Raw genomic sequence first — 17184 nt, 5'->3', positions numbered from 1 at the left:
GTCGGTTACTCCGCAGCTATCTTGGTGGATGTGTTCACGTCGCGCACCGCTTCGAGCAAGATATCAAGCCCGCGCCGGAGCGTTTCCGCAGGCGTCGTCAGGGGGGCGAGAACCTTTACAACTTCGTCATGTGCGCCGGAGGTTTCGATCACGAGGCCTTTCTCAAACGCCCGCGCGCAAACCCGGCCCGCCAGTTCTCCATCACCCACATCGACACCCTGCATCATGCCGCGCCCTTTCAGGACAGCACCGGGGATCTCATCGGCAATAGCCTGAAGGCCGCTCGTCAGCATGAGGGATTTGTCGGCTATCTCGCGTTGGAACTTGTCATCGGACCAGAACTTCTCGATCGCGATCCGCGCTGTCACGAACGCGTGGTTATTCCCGCGAAACGTCCCGTTGTGCTCTGCGGGCTTCCAGATGTCATGCTCCGGCTTCACGAGCAACGCAGCAAAGGGAAGGCCCATGCCGGAAAACGATTTTGCCATCGGAATAAGGTCCGGATCGACGTCCATATCCTCGAAGGAGAAGAACGTGCCCGTTCTACCACAGCCTGCTTGGATATCATCAAGGATGAGTAGGGCGCCGTGCTTCTTGGCCAGACGACCAATTCCCTCGATCCATTCCTTGGAGGCGGCATTCAGACCACCTTCGCCCTGAACAGGTTCCAGCAAGAAGGCCGCTGGCGCATCAATACCGCTTGAGGGATTGTCCAGCATCGCTTCCATCATCGCGAGCGTATCGACCTCGCCGAGGGAACCCTCATAAGGCATGCGCGTGACACCGCTGAGCGCCATGCCGCCACCGGCACGCTTGCCGGCGTTTCCGGTCGCTGCCAATGCGCCCATCGTCATGCCGTGGAAGCCATTGGTGAACGCGATGATCTGGTCGCGGCCGGTCACCTTGCGCGCAAGCTTCATGGCGGCCTCGACAGCATTCGTGCCGGTCGGGCCAGTCATCATGATCTTGTGGTTCATGCCGCGCGGCACAAGGATTTTCTCCTCAAAGGTCTCGAAAAACCGCGCCTTGGTATCTGTAAACATATCAAGGCCGTGGGTGACGCCATCGGCGGTGATATGCTCGATCAGAGCTTGCTTCATGTCGGGGTCGTTATGCCCGTAGTTCAGGGAGGAACAGCCCGCGAGGAAATCGATGTAGGTGCGTCCCTCCTCATCGGTCAACTCAGAGCCCTGAGCCTTGGTGAAAACGGTATCGAAGCTACGGCAATAGCTGCGTGCTTCGGATTCGCGACGGGCAAATATCTCTTTGGATGTCGAAGTGTCCTTCGGCATGGGAAAGTCCTCGATTTTTCGGCGTGAAAGGGGGGGGCGGAGGAGAAAGCCGCGCTCAGGCGGCCTTCTTCATCTCCACTGGTACGTTGATCGACACCATGTGTTCGGTCGAGTGTTGACCGGCAAAGTGGTCGTTTTCTTTGAAGTGCGCTTGCGATGAGAGCTCACCATTCATCTTCTTGGCGAACTTGCGGAACAGCGCCCAGCTCGCCTCATTGTCTTGGGTAATAGTGGTCTTCATCCGTTCAACACCTGAACAGTCGTCTCGGTTCCAAAGATGCTGCAACATCTGTGAGCCAAGGCCCATTCCGCGCGCCTTGCCGGAAACGGCCACCTGCCAGACGAACAGGGCGTCATCCTTCGGGACAAGATACCCGGAAATCCAGCCGACGATCTCGCCATCAAGCTCGGCCACCACGCAAGTATCCGCAAAGTGATCGCACTGCAGCAGGTTTGCATACATCGAATTTTCATCGAGCGGTTTGCACTCCCGGATCAGTTCCCAGATTGCAGCTCCATCCTCAGCGGTGGGCTTGCGCAGGGTTGCGATCTTGGTCGGTTGCTTCATCTCGCGTGCATGACGCATGGATCTGGCCTCTCATTGCTTCGAGCATTGAAATATAATGCTTTGGAAAATATTTCAACAGGCTAAGTAAATTTTGGCCAAAATCCCGGTAAATGCGTCTCTGGCGCCCCAAAATGCTAATGAAGTCCAAGTATAATGCTTAAATGCTGGACTCCATATGCTTTGGTTTTCGTGTATCTTGCGAGGCTGGAGGGAGTCTGGCATAACTGCGCGTCCCCATAATTTGCGGTGAAGACCATGGATCGTACTGATGACAGCCTGATTGCCTTGCGCCGGATTCTACGGGCAACAGAGCGCTACGGCCGGGACCTTGCTCAGGCCGCCGGGTTGACTGCCGCACAGTTCCGCGTGTTGCAACTGGTCTCTGAAAGTCGGCCATGCACGGCGACTGATATCTCGCGCCGCATGAAGATCAGTCAGGCAACGGTCACTTCTCTGGTCGACAAACTCGTCGCTCAAGGGATGGTGCTTCGCCAAAGATCAGAGCGTGACCGTCGTCAGACGCATATCGAAGTGACCGAGAAAGGCGCGCGAACGGCACGTGACGCCCCCGATGCCCTGCAGCAACGGTTTGTCCGGACCTTCGAGGGGCTCGAGGATTGGGAGCAGTCGATGCTCGTGTCGGCATTGGAGCGGGTGGCAGCGATGTTGGACCCATCCGACGTGGACGCGGTGCCGGTCCTTGATACCGCTGACTTCAGAAAGACGACCTAAAAAGTGCTCTGTCTGGCCTTGGCCGGGGCCTTTTCCGTGAACAGGCAGCGATCCGGCTTGATGTCGAGCAGAGGGGTCATGTCCAGGCAATCAAGGCCACGCACCACCAGTTCGTTGCCTTCGATCCGTTCCAGTCGGGCCATTGTCGTGCCGATGGGATTGGGTCGGCAAGGAGAGCGCAGGGCAAATGTGCCGATGGTTTCCCCATCGAACTTCGGGCTTTGCAGGATCAGGTCGCGCCGGCTCTGATCAAGCCAGTAGAGCACTTCCAGAAGGCGATAATCAGCGAGGCCCTTCAAGGAGTCCGCCCATTCGGGATTGAGCACAAGCCTGCACTCTGGCCCGTCAAGCCGCCCCTGACGTGGGCAGTCTTCGCGGCTGAGGAATGGTGTACGGATCCTGCCGATGAATGTCAGCGTCGCGTTGGCCTTGATGTCCGAGCCGACGCTTTGCTCGCCGGATCTCAGTTCGGTCGTTCCCGCCATGGGGGAAGAGTTTGTCATCGAACACACCTCAACAGAGCGGGGCTGGTCGCCCCTGAAAATTATCATTTAGAACATTTTTGGGCCAAGGTGCCGCGTATACAGAGAAATACTCAAGCCAAAATGTGACTAAATTCGAAATGGGTCGAATTTTCTACACGGCTTTCTTGACAGATGTAAAAGAAAGCGCACATGAGGCGCCATGGATATTCGCCGCCGCCGTACCCGCATACGTCTTCATCGCGCGCTATGCGACCTGCTTGCAGAGCAACCCCTGTCGGCGATCTCCGTGGAGGCGTTGACCGCAAAGGCGCGCGTAACGCGGCCGACCTTCTATTCCAACTACGCGGCTCTCACCGATATGCTCGACGAATACCTTGAGGGTCTCCTCGTCGAAGTAGAGGCGCGGATGGAGGCGATGATGGACGGAGGCGGCGCAACAGATTGCCTTGAGGGAATGGGGCGATTCTCCGCGTCGGTCTTTTCCGAGATCGACCGGAATGATCCTCGTCTGATCGCGTTGTTTCAAGGCGTTCCCAACCTCGCCCCCGAACCCCGTTTCGCCGCGGTGGTCGAGCGGATCATGGTCCGCGCGGATGTGCCTGATCACAAGGTCTGGAGCGCGGAAGCCCGGCGATTCAAAGCTCATTTCTTCACTGGAGCCTTCATTGGTGCGTTGCGCTACTGGGTCCAGTCTCCCCCCGGAATAGACCCCTACGCCATGGGGCGTGCCTTTTCCGATTTCGCGCTCAACGGCCGGCTTGGCGCGGCGCCCCCTTTTGACGAAAGCACCTGATATGAAACGTTTTACTGTCCTTCTCCTGTCGGCGTTCCTCGCCTTTCCCGCCCTTGCGCAGGATGTGCCCCGACCTGCCAAGCTCATGGAGCTGACCTCAGGCGGTGCAACAATCGAGCGTCGTTTCTTCGGCCGGGTAAAGGCCCGTGAAACCGTCGATCTGGCATTTCAGGTCGGCGGCCAAGTCGTTGAGATGCAGGCCACTGAAGGCGAGCGTATCGATGAAGGTGGACTGATCGCGCAACTCGATCTGACGGATTTTGAGCTTGCTTTAGAGCAGGCCAATATCAACCTCGCAAAGGCGCAGCGTGATCTTGCACGGCTTGAGAGGTTGTCGGATGCAAACGTGCCCGAGGTGCAGATCGAAGACGCCCGCACCCAAGAACAGCTGGCCCGGGTCAGCGTCCGCAATGCGCAGGATCAGCTTGATGACGCGACGATGACGGCGCCGTTCGATGCCCTCGTCGCCCGCAGGCTCGTGCCCGCGTTCGCAACCGTATCGCCCGGTACACCGGTTGTGCGGCTGCATGACATGTCGGAGCTTCGCGTGGACATAGACGTGCCCGAGGTGCTGTTCCGAAGCGCGAAGGGGGGGCAGGGGATCGAGCTTGAAGCTAGCTTTCCCGGTGATGACGCCCGGTATCCGCTCGAGATTCGCGAATATGAGGCGGAGACAGCGCAGGTCGGTCAGACCTTTTCCATCACTCTCGCGTTTGCGCAAAGCCCCGGAGACTGGCTGTTGCCCGGTGCATCCGCGACAGTGACCGCGCGGAGCGCAAATGGCATCGGTGACGAGATATTCGTCCCTGAAACGGCCCTTCTGTTCGGGCCCGATCGCTCTCCGTCCGTCATGCGGTATGATGCGTCTGGCGAGGATGGCATGACCGGCACGGTGACCCGCGTGCCCGTCGAAATCCGCGTGCGCTCCGATGGCCAGATCGTACTCCTGTCCGGCGCGGAGCCGGGGGATGAGATCGTCACCACCGGTGTCTCCTTTCTCGAGGATGGTCAATCCGTCCGTCGCTTTACCGCTGTCGGGGAGTAAACCATGCAGATCGCCCGCGCCTCTATCGACAAGGCTCTTTTGACGTGGCTGCTGATGCTCGGCCTGCTGTTTGGCGGCATCTGGGGTTTTGCCACCATCGGCAGGCTCGAAGACCCGTCCTTCACGATCAAGACAGCCGTCATCATCACCCAGTATCCGGGAGCTTCGGCGGAACAAGTGGCCCGGGAGGTCAGCGAGCCACTCGAATCCGCCATCCAGCAGATGTCCGAGGTGGATTTCATCACCTCCTCAAACAAACCAGGGGTCAGCCGTATCTCCGTCGAGATCGAGAGCACCTATGACGGTAGCGAGCTTCCCGAAGTCTGGAGCAAACTGCGCAACCGGGTGAACGACGCGCAGGGGAACCTCCCCGAAGGGGTTGGAACGCCGCTCGTGAACGACAGCTTTGGCGACGTCTACGGCCTCTTTTTCGGCGTAACCGCGCCGGGATTCACCGATGCCGAAGTGCATGATCTTGCGACCTTCCTGCGACGCGAGATCCTTGCCGTTGACGGGGTGGCCGATGTCGCTGTTGCGGGTCTTCCCGACGAGGCGATTTATGTCGAGCCGGACCGCGCGATCATGACGAACCTTGGCTTGCCGCCTTCGGCCATCGTCGCCGCGATCGCCAACTCCAACTCGGTCGTTTCCGCCGGCTCGATAGATCAGAATGGCCAGAAAATCCGCATTGAAGCCCCGTCGGGAAGTGACAGTGTCGAAGAGATACAGGGCCTCACCATCGGTGTGGCGGGCGAGGTTATCGAACTCACCGATGTCGCCAATGTTTATCGGGGGCGCACGACCGATCCACAGATGCTGATCCGGTTCAACGGAAAGGAAGCCTTTACCCTCGGTGTCGCCGGCAAGGCCGACTTGAACATCGTGGAGGTAGGGCACAGGGTCGATGCGCGTATCGATCAGCTTATGGCCGACATACCGGTCGGCGTCGAACTGCACCCGATCTATCAACAGCACCTCGTGGTCGAAGATGCGGCCAACGGCTTTCTTGTGAACCTTGCCATGTCGGTGGCCATCGTTGTGGTCGTGCTTGCGCTCTTCATGGGCTGGCGCGCGGCCCTCGTCGTCGGCATCACCCTGTTGCTGACGGTCGTCGGTACGGTTTTCTTCATGGCCATCTTCGAGATCGAGATGGAGCGGATTTCCCTCGGGGCGCTCATCATCGCCATGGGGATGCTGGTGGACAACGCGATCGTGGTCGCCGAAGGGATGCAGGGCGAAATGGCGTCCGGCCGCTCCGCCCGCGACTCGGCCGATGAAGTGGCCAGCAAGACGCAGATCCCCCTTCTTGGGGCCACAGTGATCGGCATCATGGCCTTTGCGGGGATCGGCCTCAGCCCCGACGCTACGGGTGAATTCCTGTTCTCGCTCTTTGCCGTGATCGGGATATCTCTCCTGCTCTCGTGGGTGCTCGCCATTACCGCGACCCCTCTCATGGCGCACTACTTCTTCCGGAAGGGAACAGGGGGCGAAGCGGGCCAGTATGACGGCCCGATCTTTCGCGCCTATGCGGCCATGCTGCGATTGGCACTTAAACTGCGCTGGTTGGTGGTTGCAGGCCTCATCGTGATCACCGTCGCCTGCTATGCTGGCTTCGGTATGGTCAAACAGGCCTTCTTTCCGGACAGCAACACACCGCTCTTCTACGTCCACTACAAACTGCCTCAAGGGGCGGATATCGCGCGCACGGCGCGGGATATGGCGATGGTCGAGGAGTGGTTGTTGGAGCGGGAAGAGGTACGATCCGTTTCGACTTTTGTCGGCGGTGGTGCCACGCGCTTCATGCTGACCTACGGGCCGGAAGAAGCGCTGCCCAGCTACGGGCACCTCATCATCCGTACGGACCGACTCGACCAGATTCCGGAACTTCGGGACGATCTGGATGCCTTTGGCCAGAACGCGCTTCCTCAAGGGGAGTTCAGGACCGAGCGTCTTGCCTTCGGGCCGGGCGGCGGCGCCCCTATCGGGGTTCGGTTCTCCGGCTCGGACGCGGATACGCTTCGCGCGATTTCCGAAGAGGCCGCACGGCGAATGCAGGCCGCGTCAGACGACCTCGTCAATCTGCGTACGAACTGGCGAGAGCGGGAGCTTGTGATAAAGCCTGTCTATGCGGCTGAGCGGGCGCAAACGGCAGGGGTCGCCCGTGAGGATGTCGCTCAGGCGCTGCAAACGGCGACGGACGGCACAAGGGCCGGGGTGTATCGCGAGGATGATCGCCTCATACCTCTTGTAGTGCGAACCGCCGACGGGAACGACGCTCAGGTCCACGCGCTGATCGATCAGCCCATATATTCGGAGCCAGCCAGCACCTTCATTCCGCTGGAACAACTTATCGATGGCTTTGACTATCTGGTGCAGGACACTCTCATTCAGCGGCGTGACCGATTGCCGACGATTGCGGTAGAGGCCGATATCGTGGCCGATGCGAATGCTGCTGAAGTTTTCGCGGATCTCCGTGCGGATATTGAGGCGATCGAGTTGCCCGAAGGCTACCGGATGGAGTGGGGCGGGGAGTACGAAAGTTCATCCGATGCCCAAGCAAGCCTCGGGAAGCAGCTTCCGCTTTCGCTCCTCGTGATGGTCTTGATCTCCATCTTGCTCTTCGGAAAACTTCGGCAACCGCTGGTCATTTGGCTTCTGGTGCCGATGTCCGTCAACGGGGTGGCGCTTGGATTGCTTGGCTCTGGCCTGCCGTTCACCTTCACCGCGCTTCTCGGGCTGCTGAGCCTGTCCGGCATGTTGATCAAGAACGGGATTGTTCTGGTCGAGGAGATCGACATCAAGCGAGCCGAGGGGTTGAAGTTCACCGATGCGGTGGTCGAAGCATCCACCTCGCGCTTGCGGCCTGTCATGCTGGCAGCCGTGACCACGATCCTGGGGATGGTGCCTCTGCTTGGCGATGCCTTCTTTGCCTCTATGGCGGTGACCATCATGGGCGGACTTGGCTTTGCGACGATCCTAACTTTGATCGCTGCGCCGGTGTTCTACTACCTTGTGTTCCCCAAGGAACGTAAGGCCGAAGCACGCGCCGCCTGAGCAACTCTCGGGCAGTCATGACCTTAGAAGTTTATGGCTGCCCGTTGGGCGATTGACAATTCCGAGTGATTCTATCAACTATAGCTTGAGGGCCGATTTTGAACGGTCAGTCTTATTTTGGCGCGCCACTGCGCGCGCGACAGAACACGGAGTTGGCCATGATGAACCGCATTGTATCGACGACTGGCGCGACCGCGGCCCTGCCGCAGCATGATGCCGAAGTACTCACCGATGGGGGCAAGACAGCCCAGATCATTCTCGGGGAGCAGGTCTATACCCTGCGCATCACCCGCGCCGGCAAGCTTATCCTGACGAAATAAGGCGTTACTGGCCGATCTGATCCAGTTCGGCCAGTTCATCATCCAGCATTCCGGCGGCCGCTGTGCTCTCCGGTATGCGCACATCGGCGCTCTTGGCCTCGGGATCGGTCCCGATTGTGAGCTTGATCGCGTTGATTTCCTCAACCGGCCGCGGGGGGCTGAAGAGAAACCCCTGCTGATGTGTAATCCGTGCAGATTGTAGCAGTTCGAGTTGCGCCTGTTCTTCCACGCCCTCCGCCACGATCCGCACGTTGAGCCATGAGCACATCATGGCGATGGGGAAAAGCGGCTTGCGCGTGGTGCTCTCATTGAGCAAATCGTTGATCAGCAATTTGTCCAGCTTGACGATATCCACCGGAAAATCGAGCAGACGTGCGATGTTCGAGGAAGCCGCGCCAAAGTCGTCGAGCGCGAGCCGGAATCCGGTGCTGCGCAATTTCTCCAACTCGGACAGAACGGTCTTGAGATCAAGCCGCTCATTGAAGGCCCGCTCGGAGATTTCCAGAACGATGGGCCTGTCGCCGCCGCAATAAGGCCCGAAACTCTCCGCGAGTTGTGCCGCCGCGCCGGGCACGGCAAGACTGTCGAGTTCCACGTTGAAGGCGACATAGGCACCGGGTGCGATCGTCAACGTCTCCATCACCTGCATGCGCAGACGGCGCAACAGGCTGACGCCTTCTTCGGCATGGGTCAGGGACAGGAATTTTCCGAGGAACTTATCGGGCAGGATCAGGCTGCCGTCGCATTTCTCCCAGCGGACCAAAGCCTCGAAGCCTGCGATTTCACGCGTTTCAACATCGACGATTGGTTGCAGATAGTTGCGAATTGCACCGCTGTTGATCGCTTCGCGGATCTCTTCCATCGAGATCCCCCCACCACGGGCATCATGGCTTTCGATAAAGGCGTCATCGGCAAGAATGGCGCGATCACGCCCGATGGATTTCGCCTCCAACATGGCGGCATCGGCAAGCGTCACGGCCTGTTCGACGGACATGTCAGACGGGGGAAGGATCGCCCCGAGACTGCATGTGCGCGAGATGCGGCGCGTGCCGCAGGCGACGGAGGCGCGACGCACAGTCTTTCGGACCTTCTGGGCGAAGTCGATCAGTTCGGAGTCCTCACGACAGGGGAAGACGATGCCGAATTCCTCACCGCCAAGCCGGCCCGCCGCGCAGTTCGCCCCGATGGCGCTGCGCAGCGCCTCAGCCACGGCAAGCAGAAGCGCATCGCCGGTATCATGGCCGAAATTATCGTTCACGGTTTTGAAGTGATCGACGTCGAGAAGCACCAGACCAAGTTCACCCGCCTGATGCGCGGCGTGGACCCGCCGTAGGAAACCCTGCCGGCTCAATAGCCCCGTAAGCGGGTCGTGGTTTACCCGGTATTCCAGCGCCGAGCGCAACACTTCGACCTCGGATATATTGGTCAGGCCAAGCAGATAGGCTTCCCGTAGGCCGGTATGTGTCGAAATTCGAAGCGGCGTTACCGCAATCTCTACCGGGAAGGCATCCGCGAGCACGGTGCGCAGTTTGGCTGGGGCGCCGGACTGTCGATTTGCCCGGCACAGTTGGCGAAACGCGGGCAAATCCTCGGGGGCAATCAGCTTGTCGATGTCCGTACCCGCCAGAGTGTCGCTTTCCAGCAAGTCGGCGGCGGACGGGGATAATTCCAGAATGCGACCGTTTGCCGACACGAGGAGCAGTGGAGACGGGCTGATTTCCATGATGCCGCGGAGCGTTTGGCGCGACGGGTGAACCCTTGCCTCCGTCGAACGGCCGAACCAGCGCATCAGCCGGTGCCGAAGCCCCCGGGATGCCGTGGTGCTGCCGTAACTTTCTCTCATGTCGGTCTTCCGGCCCCTGCCGCCTCCGTAATCTACAAAACCGCATAGTCGGGACGAATCCCGCTTTTCGTAGCACTTGTTCTGGTTACGGTTCGCTCACATTCCTTAACAAAGTGTTAGTACGCCCGTGCGCAATGAACCTTTGGTTAAGGAAAATGATGCGTTTCGATGGGCTAGATCCGGCCCGTTCGGTGCAACCGGATCTTCAGACCGCCGTGCGGAATCGGCGGGCCGGGGGGCAAGAAGGGGAGACCCGTGGCACGGGCGAGCGAGGTTTCGCTTGTAACAAGTCCGACACGCCAGCCGGAGAAGCGCTCTTTGAGGACCTGACCCAACTGACCATAAAGGGCAAAGAGAAGACGCTTGTTTCCGATGCGCCCTCCATAAGGGGGGTTGACCATCAGAAGTCCCGGAGGCCCTTCCGGCGGTGTCAGTTCCGAAATAGGCTGTGTCTCAAAACAAATGCGCTCCGACAGCCCGGCCCGCTCGGCGTTGGCTCGGGAACGCTCTATCGCCCCTGCATCACGGTCGTACCCATAGGCAAAAATCCCGTCCGGCAGGGCTGCGGGCAGGGTACGCATGGACTGAAACGCGAAGGGGTCAAAACCTGCGAACTGCTCGAACGCGAATGCGCGATGCGCTCCGGGTTGATGCCCCGCACGGAGACCTGAAGCCTCCAGAAGGAACGTCCCGGATCCACACATCGGATCAACGACTGTTTCGCGGCCATCATAACCACACTGGCGCAGGAACAGGGCTGCCATCGTTTCGCGCAAGGGCGCCTTTCCAACGGCTTCCTTGGTGCCCCGCCGGTGCAGCGGTTCGCCAGAGGTATCAAGGCTCAGAATGCACAGATCGTCTTCGATCCTGACGAGCACCCGGATCGCGGCGTCATCGGCGATGGTCAGGCCAAATGATTCCTGCAATGCCCGCTCGATTCTCTGCCGCGCGGCACCTGCGTGATAGATGCGGGATTGTCGGCACGTGGCTTCGACTTTCATCGGCTGATCCTGCCGCAACCATGTGTCCCACGGAAACTTTCGCGCGCGCTTGTCGAGTTGTGCTAGATGCATCGCTCGGAAACTGCCAATCCGCAGCAGAACCCGCGTTGCCCCGCGCAGTACCAGGTTCGCGCGCCATGCCTCACTCAGCCCGCCTTTGGCGATCACGCCGCCCGGAACGGATTGAAGTTCGGCAAAACCGGCGTCCGCCGCTTCGTCTTGCAAGGCATCCTCAAGCCCCGGCGGGGCTGTGAGGAACAGTTCGTGTGTTTCTTCGCTCATGCGCTCGGCTTAGCGCCAATTTTCATGCCGCGCGACCTCAATCGCCGTGGCCAAGACACGCCGCTGCGTTCCGTGAAAGCGAGTCGAGCAGGCGAATGTAGTGGTCGGGTCCCGGCGTGATGTCGGACCCCAGCGGGTCAAGTTCGGCGATGCGAACGTCGGAGTTCTCCGTCAGGCGTCGCAGCAGCGTTGGGTTGAACTGCGGCTCGGTGAAAGCGCAAACGATCCCTTCCTCTGCCAGAAGATCGCGGATCTCGGCCATGGCGGCGGGGCCGGCATCAGCCGCATCTGAGAGCGACACAGCGCCCAACGCCGTCAGATCGAAGCTTTCTTCGAAATAGTGGTAGGCATCGTGAAACACGATGAACGGCTTCCCGCGGACTTCGGCAAGGTGCCCGGCGGCTTGTTCGGTGGCAGCTTCGATATCCGCCCGTGCGACCTCGGCGTTGGCCTGATAGGTTGCCGTGTTCTCCGGGTCTATTTCGGCAAGCGTTTGCGCGATGGCCTCTATCCATACTGCGGCATTTTGTGGATCGAGCCAAGCATGGGGGTCGACACCCTCGTGGACGTGTCCATCATGGTCATCATGGTCATCATGGTCATCATGGTCATCATGGTCATCATGGTCATCATGGTCGTCGCTTGCTTCCTCATGATGAAAGATGGTGTCGTCCCGCACCTCAAGCAGCGTTGTGGACGGCAGATCAATCAGAGCAACGGAGCGCGCATTCGGCGCCAGCGTGGTCAAAGTCGCATCAAGCCACGGCTCCAACTCCGCACCGATCCAGAAAACCACCTCGGCATTCTGCAGGCTCTTGGCCTCTGACGGGCGCAATGCATAGCCATGTGGGGATGCGCCGGGGCGAAGTAGAAGTTTGGGCGCGCCCAGATCGCCCATCACCATGGAAACGAGAGAGTGCACCGGAGCAATGTCGGAGACGACATCAGGCACTTCGGCGTAAACCGGGCTGGCGAGGGTGAGGGAAATCAAAAGCGGGCGATGCATGGGCGTGTCCAAATCTGGTTGCGTGAGGGCCAGAACCTGATAGATGTAATCTTATAACATATCAAGTGAGACGGAACACTTTGCCGCGAAACCATCCCACCACGCCCGAAACGCTTGGTTTCGAGAGTCACGACCACCGAAATTGCATCGCCGGAAGCGTCGGCGCGGCAGAGCGCCATTGCGCCCAAGCCGGGGTACAGCTCACCCCGATCCGGCGCCGTGTGCTCGAAATCTTGTTGGAGCGTCATCAGGCGATGGGGGCATATGATATTCTTGATCAGCTTCGCGAGGAGGGGCTTCGCTCGCAGCCCCCCGTGGCGTATCGGGCGCTCGATTTCCTCGTGCAACATGGCTTCGCGCACAAGATCGAACGTCTCAATGCCTTTACCGCCTGCGCTCTTCCGGGGCAGGATCACGCCCCTGTCTTTCTGGTGTGCCGTCTTTGCCGAGCCGTGGCCGAAACCGTGACTCACGGTCAGGGGGTTTCGGAGGCAGCCGAGATAGCGGGGTTCGAGGTGGAGCGCGTGGTGGTGGAGGCGGAAGGTATCTGCCCCAACTGCCGCCCGGAGGCAAGCGCATGAGCCTTATCGACGTTCGGGGCCTGACCGTAAAACATGGCGGCCAACTTGCCTTGGCACATGTCGACATGACGATTGATCGCGGGGAGATCGTTACCATCGTCGGCCCGAATGGGTCGGGGAAGTCGACGCTCCTGCGGGCCATCATCGGTGCCGTCACCCCGGATAGCGGCAAGATCACGACGGCCCCGGGATTGCGTATCGGTTACGTCCCGCAGAAGCTGTCGATCGACCCGGCTTTGCCGCTCACCGTCCGGCGTTTCCTTGGGCTGCCCGCAAGGGTTTCCCGGAAGGTTGCAGATCAGGTGCTTGCCGAAGCGGGCGTTCCAGGCATTGCCGAGCAACAGATGAGCAGCCTGTCAGGCGGGCAATTTCAGCGTGTGTTGCTGGCGCGCGCGCTGCATGTTCGGCCCGATATCCTCCTGCTGGACGAGGCCACGCAAGGTCTTGATCAACCCGGTTCCGCCGCGTTCTATCGACAGATCGAGGAGCTTCGCGTTGCCCGCGGCTGTGCGGTCCTGATGGTGAGCCATGAACTTCACGTCGTCATGAGTGCCTCGGATCGTGTGATATGCCTCAACGGTCATGTCTGTTGCGAGGGGAAGCCGGCGCATGTCGCCTCGGCCCCCGAATACCGGGCACTTTTCGGGACGGGGACGGGCGGCGCGCTCGCACTCTATCGACACGAACACGACCACAATCACGACCATACCCACACACATGAGGCCGCATGCTCGACGACTTCCTGATCCGCGCCGGCCTTGCCGGGCTTGGCACCGCGCTCGCAGCGGCCCCGCTTGGGTGTTTTGTCGTTTGGCGGCGTATGGCTTATTTCGGCGATGCGACAGCGCATGCCGCGATCCTCGGTGTGGCTCTGTCGCTCGCTGCGGGGACGCCGATCTTTCTCGGTGCTCTGGTCATGGCGCTGGTAATGGCAACGCTGGTTACGACGCTCAGTTCGCGCAACGTCGCGGCGGACACGCTGCTTGGGGTAATCGCACATTCGTCCCTCGCCTTCGGCCTGGTGGCGGTGTCGTTCCTACCTGCGGTGCGGATCGACATCGTGGCCTATCTCTTTGGCGATATTCTGGCCGTGGGTCGAATGGATCTGGCGGTGATCTGGGGCGGGGGCGGGCTTGTCGTCGCGCTGCTTTGTTGGCGCTGGTCCGCGTTGCTGACGGCGACCCTCGGCGGGGATCTTGCCATGGCGAGCGGGATCAATCCGCGCCATGAGCGTATGGTTCTGACCTTCTCGCTTGCCGTCGTTGTCGCCGTGGCAATCAAGGTTGTTGGGGTATTGCTCATCGCGTCGCTGCTCATCATTCCTGCTGCCGCTGCACGTCCCTTTGCCAGAACGCCTGAGGGGATGGCCGTCCTTGCATCCGGACTTGGGGCGATATCGGCATTGCTGGGCCTGAGACTCGCGCTCGTATTCGATACGCCCGCAGGCCCGAGCATCGCCTGCACGGCGGCCATTCTCTTTGCCATCTCCACCATACTGTCGCAGTTTCCGGGCCTACGCAGGGGGTGATCCGGCCCCTTGTCCGTGGGACCGTTTCGGGCTAGTCGGGCATTGCCAGCGCATCGCCAGCTACCATCGTTTCCTGCGGGGTCCGCCCGCCGTTTGAAGGTGCTGTGCAATGCTGTCCGACCATTCCGTTCTTTCCCTCATCTCACGGCGCCGGATGCTCGCCGGACTTGCCGCGGTGCCATTCGCGCCAATGGTGGGGCGTGCCCAACCGGTCAACACTCTCGATAGGCCTACAGTGCTGCAAGCCGGATCCGAAAGTTACCACGTCCATTCCTTTCGCCTTCCTTCGCCAGATGAGGGGGCGGCGCATCTGATCCGCGTGGCTTGGCCCAAGGGCCCCGTGCCCGACGGGGGATTCCCGGCGGTCTACATGCTCGATGGGCGCGCGGTGGCGGATTCACTGAATGAGCCGATGCTGGCGCGTATGGCTGCGGCAGGTGGCCCCGCCATCGTGACCCTCGGGGCCGATCTGGACCAACGGTTCGCCACGCAGGAACGGACACGAGACTATACCCCGCCCGATGCCCGTGGCGCGCCCGTTGCCGATCCGCGCGGACGCTCAGGGGGACAGGCCGCTGCGTTTCTCTCCTTGTTGGCAGAGACGATCATCCCGCAGGTGGAGGCATCGGCCCCCCTCGATTCCGCACGCCGGGCGCTTTGGGGTCATTCCTATGGCGGGCTTTTCGCGTTGTACGCAGGGTTCGAAGCGCCTGAGTTGTTCAAGCATATCGTTTCGGCAAGTCCCGCACTTTGGTGGGATCATGCGGACTTTTACCAACGCCTTCTTGCGCGGCTGAGCGACGGGGCAGGCCCAGATGTCCGCCTTGATATCCATTTTGGTGAAGCTGAGCGGGCCCGCGCCAGTCGCCCAAAGGGGGCAAACGCCGAAAAGCTCATCGCGATGCGCGATGCCTTGCCCGAGGATTCTCACGAACGGCTTGCTGCTGCGCTACGCGATGCAGGCACGCCGGGGGACTTGCTGATTTTCCCGGGCCTCAGCCATGGGGAAAGCTTCTTGCGCTCCGTTGAGGTCACCTTGCTCGAGGTGATACCGGGAAGCATTCTTCCACCCGCGCGCAAACTTGACTAAAGGACTCGGACAAATTATCGCTGCCCTCCGTTAGCCCCGTTCATGGGGCGGGGGCGTCCTGAGACCCTCCCGAAGAGCCACAGACCGCCTCGCGCGCACTGAAGCCAGCCAAACAGATCTCAACAGAAGGCGTTCATGCGCCTTTGCATCAGAAGGATCGAGGCCATGGCCCTCATCAATTCACTGTTCCGCCCCGCAAGCGTCGCGGCTGCTTTGTTGCTTTCAGCGGCGCCGCTCATGGCGGAACCCTTTGCGAATCTCGACACCAGCTTCGATGGCGCGATCCGCGCGTCGGGTGAGAATCGCAATCCGATCGTCGCAGGTGGCACCGCGATCATCACCGGGCGCGAGTTCGAGCCGGGGCAAAGCGTCACTCTGCGCCAGAACGGCACGGAGTTGGGCGAGGGCCCTGTGGAGGTCAACGACGAGGGGGCATTTGAGGCACGGGTCGAAATCCCCGAGGGCGTGGATGCCGGCACCTATCCGGTCGTCGCCGAAGTTGCAGATCCTGCCTATGCCACGACGTTCGAAATCAAGGTTTCGCCTGTACTCGAGGAAATCGGCAACTACGCGACGCAATCCCAGAAGCTCGCCTCTGGCCTCTATCAGGTCGCCTCCGGCCCTGATGCTATCTATGTGACGGCAGCGGTTGGGCGGCCCCCGGTCAAGAACAGCAAGTTGCTGAAACTCGACCCCGAGAGCTTTGAAGTCGTGGCCGAAGCCACTCCCGAAGCGGCCCCCGCACGGGAAGACGGCAGCGACGGCGGCGTCTTTGCGGTCTATGGGGTTGGGTACGTGCCGGGCGCACATCAGGTTTGGGTCACCAACACCCGCCAGAACACGGTTGCCGCTTATGACGCGAATGATCTGTCGCTCCTGAAGCAGTTCGAGCCGGGTCTGGTTGGCCATCCGCGTGATGCGGTAGCACACGACGGCAAGGTCTATGTCTCCGCCACGTTCCTCCCCGAAGTGCACGTTTTCGACGCAGAAAGCCTGTCCCATGAGGGGATCATCGAGATTTCGTCCAGCCGCCGCCGCGGTGAATTCGGCACTGCCAGCCTCGACATCGACCCTGAAACGGGGCGTCTCTTTGTGGCAAGCCTGTCGTCCGATGAGGTTGCGGTCATCGACCTTGCCAGTCAGGAAGTGGTCTCGGTCTATCCCCTGCAAGGCACAAAGAGCACGATCGGGGTCGGGTACGATGCGAAAACCGATCGGATCTTTGCCGTCGGTCAGAACAGCGACAACCTGATGATCCTTGATGCCAAGAACGGCGAAGTCCTGCATCAGGTGATGGTTGGCGCGAACCCTCTCAACGTCACGTTTGAACCCACCGCTGGCGTGGCCTACGTGGCCCTGCGTGGTTCAGGGACCGTTGTTGCAGTGACGCCCGAAGGCGAGGTCGTGGGCAATCTGCCGGTCGGAAGCCTTCCCAACCACCTCACGCTTGACGGAAAAGGCGGCGTACTCGTGGTGAACAAGGCGAAAGGGGCCGAAGACGCCACCGGAGATCACATCACACGGATCACCCCAGAAAGCTGAGGCGCTAAAGGGCCGGCCTCCC

At 60.5% G+C, this 17184-nt stretch carries 16 protein-coding genes; 10 read left to right on the top strand and 6 right to left on the bottom strand.

The annotated features are described in order from the left end of the window. Positions 1–5: 5 nt before the first annotated feature. Positions 6–1292: a diaminobutyrate--2-oxoglutarate transaminase gene (gene ectB / locus BM234_RS08150; RefSeq protein WP_092062947.1), complete on the bottom strand. Its 1287-nt coding sequence runs from the start codon at positions 1290–1292 to the stop codon at positions 6–8. A gap of 55 nt (positions 1293–1347) precedes the next feature. Beyond that, entirely contained in the window at positions 1348–1878 is a 531-nt protein-coding gene (gene ectA, locus BM234_RS08145; protein WP_092062944.1) for a diaminobutyrate acetyltransferase, read from the bottom strand. 237 nt (positions 1879–2115) lie between these two features. Here ectA and BM234_RS08140 point away from each other — a divergent pair, with 237 nt between their 5' ends. Further along, positions 2116–2592, top strand: coding sequence for a MarR family winged helix-turn-helix transcriptional regulator (locus tag BM234_RS08140; RefSeq protein ID WP_092063320.1), 477 nt, complete (start codon positions 2116–2118; stop codon positions 2590–2592). On the opposite strand, the gene tsaA is transcribed toward BM234_RS08140, so the two are convergent. After that, entirely contained in the window at positions 2589–3095 is a 507-nt protein-coding gene (tsaA, locus tag BM234_RS08135) for a tRNA (N6-threonylcarbamoyladenosine(37)-N6)-methyltransferase TrmO (protein WP_425439234.1), read from the bottom strand. The two genes, BM234_RS08140 and tsaA, sit on opposite strands and share 4 nt — an antisense overlap. Before the next feature lie 181 nt (positions 3096–3276). Here tsaA and BM234_RS08130 point away from each other — a divergent pair, with 181 nt between their 5' ends. The 4 genes from BM234_RS08130 (at position 3277) to hemP (ending at position 8289) form a co-directional block, all read left to right on the top strand. Beyond that, the gene (locus tag BM234_RS08130) at positions 3277–3870 is read left to right on the top strand and encodes a TetR/AcrR family transcriptional regulator (RefSeq protein WP_092062939.1); all 594 of its coding nucleotides are present in this window, start codon (positions 3277–3279) and stop codon (positions 3868–3870) included. A gap of 1 nt (position 3871) precedes the next feature. Continuing rightward, positions 3872–4915, top strand: a complete 1044-nt coding sequence (locus tag BM234_RS08125) for an efflux RND transporter periplasmic adaptor subunit (RefSeq protein WP_092062936.1) — start codon at positions 3872–3874, stop codon at positions 4913–4915. A gap of 3 nt (positions 4916–4918) precedes the next feature. Next, entirely contained in the window at positions 4919–7969 is a 3051-nt protein-coding gene (locus tag BM234_RS08120) for an efflux RND transporter permease subunit (protein ID WP_092062933.1), read from the top strand. Between the two features lie 158 nt (positions 7970–8127). Further along, positions 8128–8289 (top strand): hemin uptake protein HemP, encoded by a 162-nt coding sequence (gene hemP, locus BM234_RS08115; protein WP_425439233.1) that lies wholly within the window; start codon positions 8128–8130, stop codon positions 8287–8289. A 4-nt stretch (positions 8290–8293) separates the two neighbouring features. On the opposite strand, the gene BM234_RS08110 is transcribed toward hemP, so the two are convergent. The 3 genes from BM234_RS08110 to BM234_RS08100 form a co-directional block, all read right to left on the bottom strand. Beyond that, positions 8294–10132 carry a sensor domain-containing phosphodiesterase gene (locus tag BM234_RS08110; protein ID WP_092062930.1) on the bottom strand — a complete coding sequence of 613 codons (1839 nt, stop codon included), beginning with the start codon at positions 10130–10132 and terminating at the stop codon, positions 8294–8296. Between the two features lie 173 nt (positions 10133–10305). Further along, positions 10306–11415, bottom strand: coding sequence for a THUMP domain-containing class I SAM-dependent RNA methyltransferase (locus BM234_RS08105; protein WP_092062927.1), 1110 nt, complete (start codon positions 11413–11415; stop codon positions 10306–10308). 37 nt (positions 11416–11452) lie between these two features. Further along, the gene (locus BM234_RS08100; RefSeq protein ID WP_092062924.1) at positions 11453–12421 is read right to left on the bottom strand and encodes a zinc ABC transporter substrate-binding protein; all 969 of its coding nucleotides are present in this window, start codon (positions 12419–12421) and stop codon (positions 11453–11455) included. 65 nt (positions 12422–12486) lie between these two features. Between BM234_RS08100 and BM234_RS08095 the strand changes: the two genes are divergently transcribed. The 5 genes from BM234_RS08095 (at position 12487) to BM234_RS08075 (ending at position 17162) form a co-directional block, all read left to right on the top strand. Continuing rightward, entirely contained in the window at positions 12487–13002 is a 516-nt protein-coding gene (locus tag BM234_RS08095; protein ID WP_245752547.1) for a helix-turn-helix domain-containing protein, read from the top strand. Then, the gene (locus BM234_RS08090; protein WP_092062918.1) at positions 12999–13748 is read left to right on the top strand and encodes a metal ABC transporter ATP-binding protein; all 750 of its coding nucleotides are present in this window, start codon (positions 12999–13001) and stop codon (positions 13746–13748) included. Before BM234_RS08095 ends, BM234_RS08090 begins: the two co-directional genes overlap by 4 nt. Continuing rightward, positions 13730–14530, top strand: coding sequence for a metal ABC transporter permease (locus BM234_RS08085; RefSeq protein WP_092062913.1), 801 nt, complete (start codon positions 13730–13732; stop codon positions 14528–14530). Before BM234_RS08090 ends, BM234_RS08085 begins: the two co-directional genes overlap by 19 nt. 109 nt (positions 14531–14639) lie before the next feature. Beyond that, positions 14640–15620 carry an alpha/beta hydrolase gene (locus BM234_RS08080; RefSeq protein ID WP_092062909.1) on the top strand — a complete coding sequence of 327 codons (981 nt, stop codon included), beginning with the start codon at positions 14640–14642 and terminating at the stop codon, positions 15618–15620. A 165-nt stretch (positions 15621–15785) separates the two neighbouring features. After that, positions 15786–17162, top strand: a complete 1377-nt coding sequence (locus tag BM234_RS08075; RefSeq protein WP_092062906.1) for a beta-propeller fold lactonase family protein — start codon at positions 15786–15788, stop codon at positions 17160–17162. Positions 17163–17184 lie beyond the last annotated feature (22 nt).

It is taken from the genome of Poseidonocella pacifica (genome assembly GCF_900111875.1).
GTDB classification, from domain to species: Bacteria; Pseudomonadota; Alphaproteobacteria; order Rhodobacterales; family Rhodobacteraceae; genus Poseidonocella; species Poseidonocella pacifica.
Note: the sequence above shows the minus strand (reverse complement) of the source record. Positions and strands in the feature narration are given on the sequence as shown.

Coding starts and splice junctions, on each gene's coding strand:
- ectB (WP_092062947.1), bottom strand. CDS start 1,292: ATGCCGAAGGACACTTCGACATCCAAAGAGATATTTGCCCGTCGCGAA.
- ectA (WP_092062944.1), bottom strand. CDS start 1,878: ATGCGTCATGCACGCGAGATGAAGCAACCGACCAAGATCGCAACCCTG.
- BM234_RS08140 (WP_092063320.1), top strand. CDS start 2,116: ATGGATCGTACTGATGACAGCCTGATTGCCTTGCGCCGGATTCTACGG.
- tsaA (WP_425439234.1), bottom strand. CDS start 3,095: ATGACAAACTCTTCCCCCATGGCGGGAACGACCGAACTGAGATCCGGC.
- BM234_RS08130 (WP_092062939.1), top strand. CDS start 3,277: ATGGATATTCGCCGCCGCCGTACCCGCATACGTCTTCATCGCGCGCTA.
- BM234_RS08125 (WP_092062936.1), top strand. CDS start 3,872: ATGAAACGTTTTACTGTCCTTCTCCTGTCGGCGTTCCTCGCCTTTCCC.
- BM234_RS08120 (WP_092062933.1), top strand. CDS start 4,919: ATGCAGATCGCCCGCGCCTCTATCGACAAGGCTCTTTTGACGTGGCTG.
- hemP (WP_425439233.1), top strand. CDS start 8,128: ATGATGAACCGCATTGTATCGACGACTGGCGCGACCGCGGCCCTGCCG.
- BM234_RS08110 (WP_092062930.1), bottom strand. CDS start 10,132: ATGAGAGAAAGTTACGGCAGCACCACGGCATCCCGGGGGCTTCGGCAC.
- BM234_RS08105 (WP_092062927.1), bottom strand. CDS start 11,415: ATGAGCGAAGAAACACACGAACTGTTCCTCACAGCCCCGCCGGGGCTT.
- BM234_RS08100 (WP_092062924.1), bottom strand. CDS start 12,421: ATGCATCGCCCGCTTTTGATTTCCCTCACCCTCGCCAGCCCGGTTTAC.
- BM234_RS08090 (WP_092062918.1), top strand. CDS start 12,999: ATGAGCCTTATCGACGTTCGGGGCCTGACCGTAAAACATGGCGGCCAA.
- BM234_RS08085 (WP_092062913.1), top strand. CDS start 13,730: ATGCTCGACGACTTCCTGATCCGCGCCGGCCTTGCCGGGCTTGGCACC.
- BM234_RS08080 (WP_092062909.1), top strand. CDS start 14,640: ATGCTGTCCGACCATTCCGTTCTTTCCCTCATCTCACGGCGCCGGATG.
- BM234_RS08075 (WP_092062906.1), top strand. CDS start 15,786: ATGGCCCTCATCAATTCACTGTTCCGCCCCGCAAGCGTCGCGGCTGCT.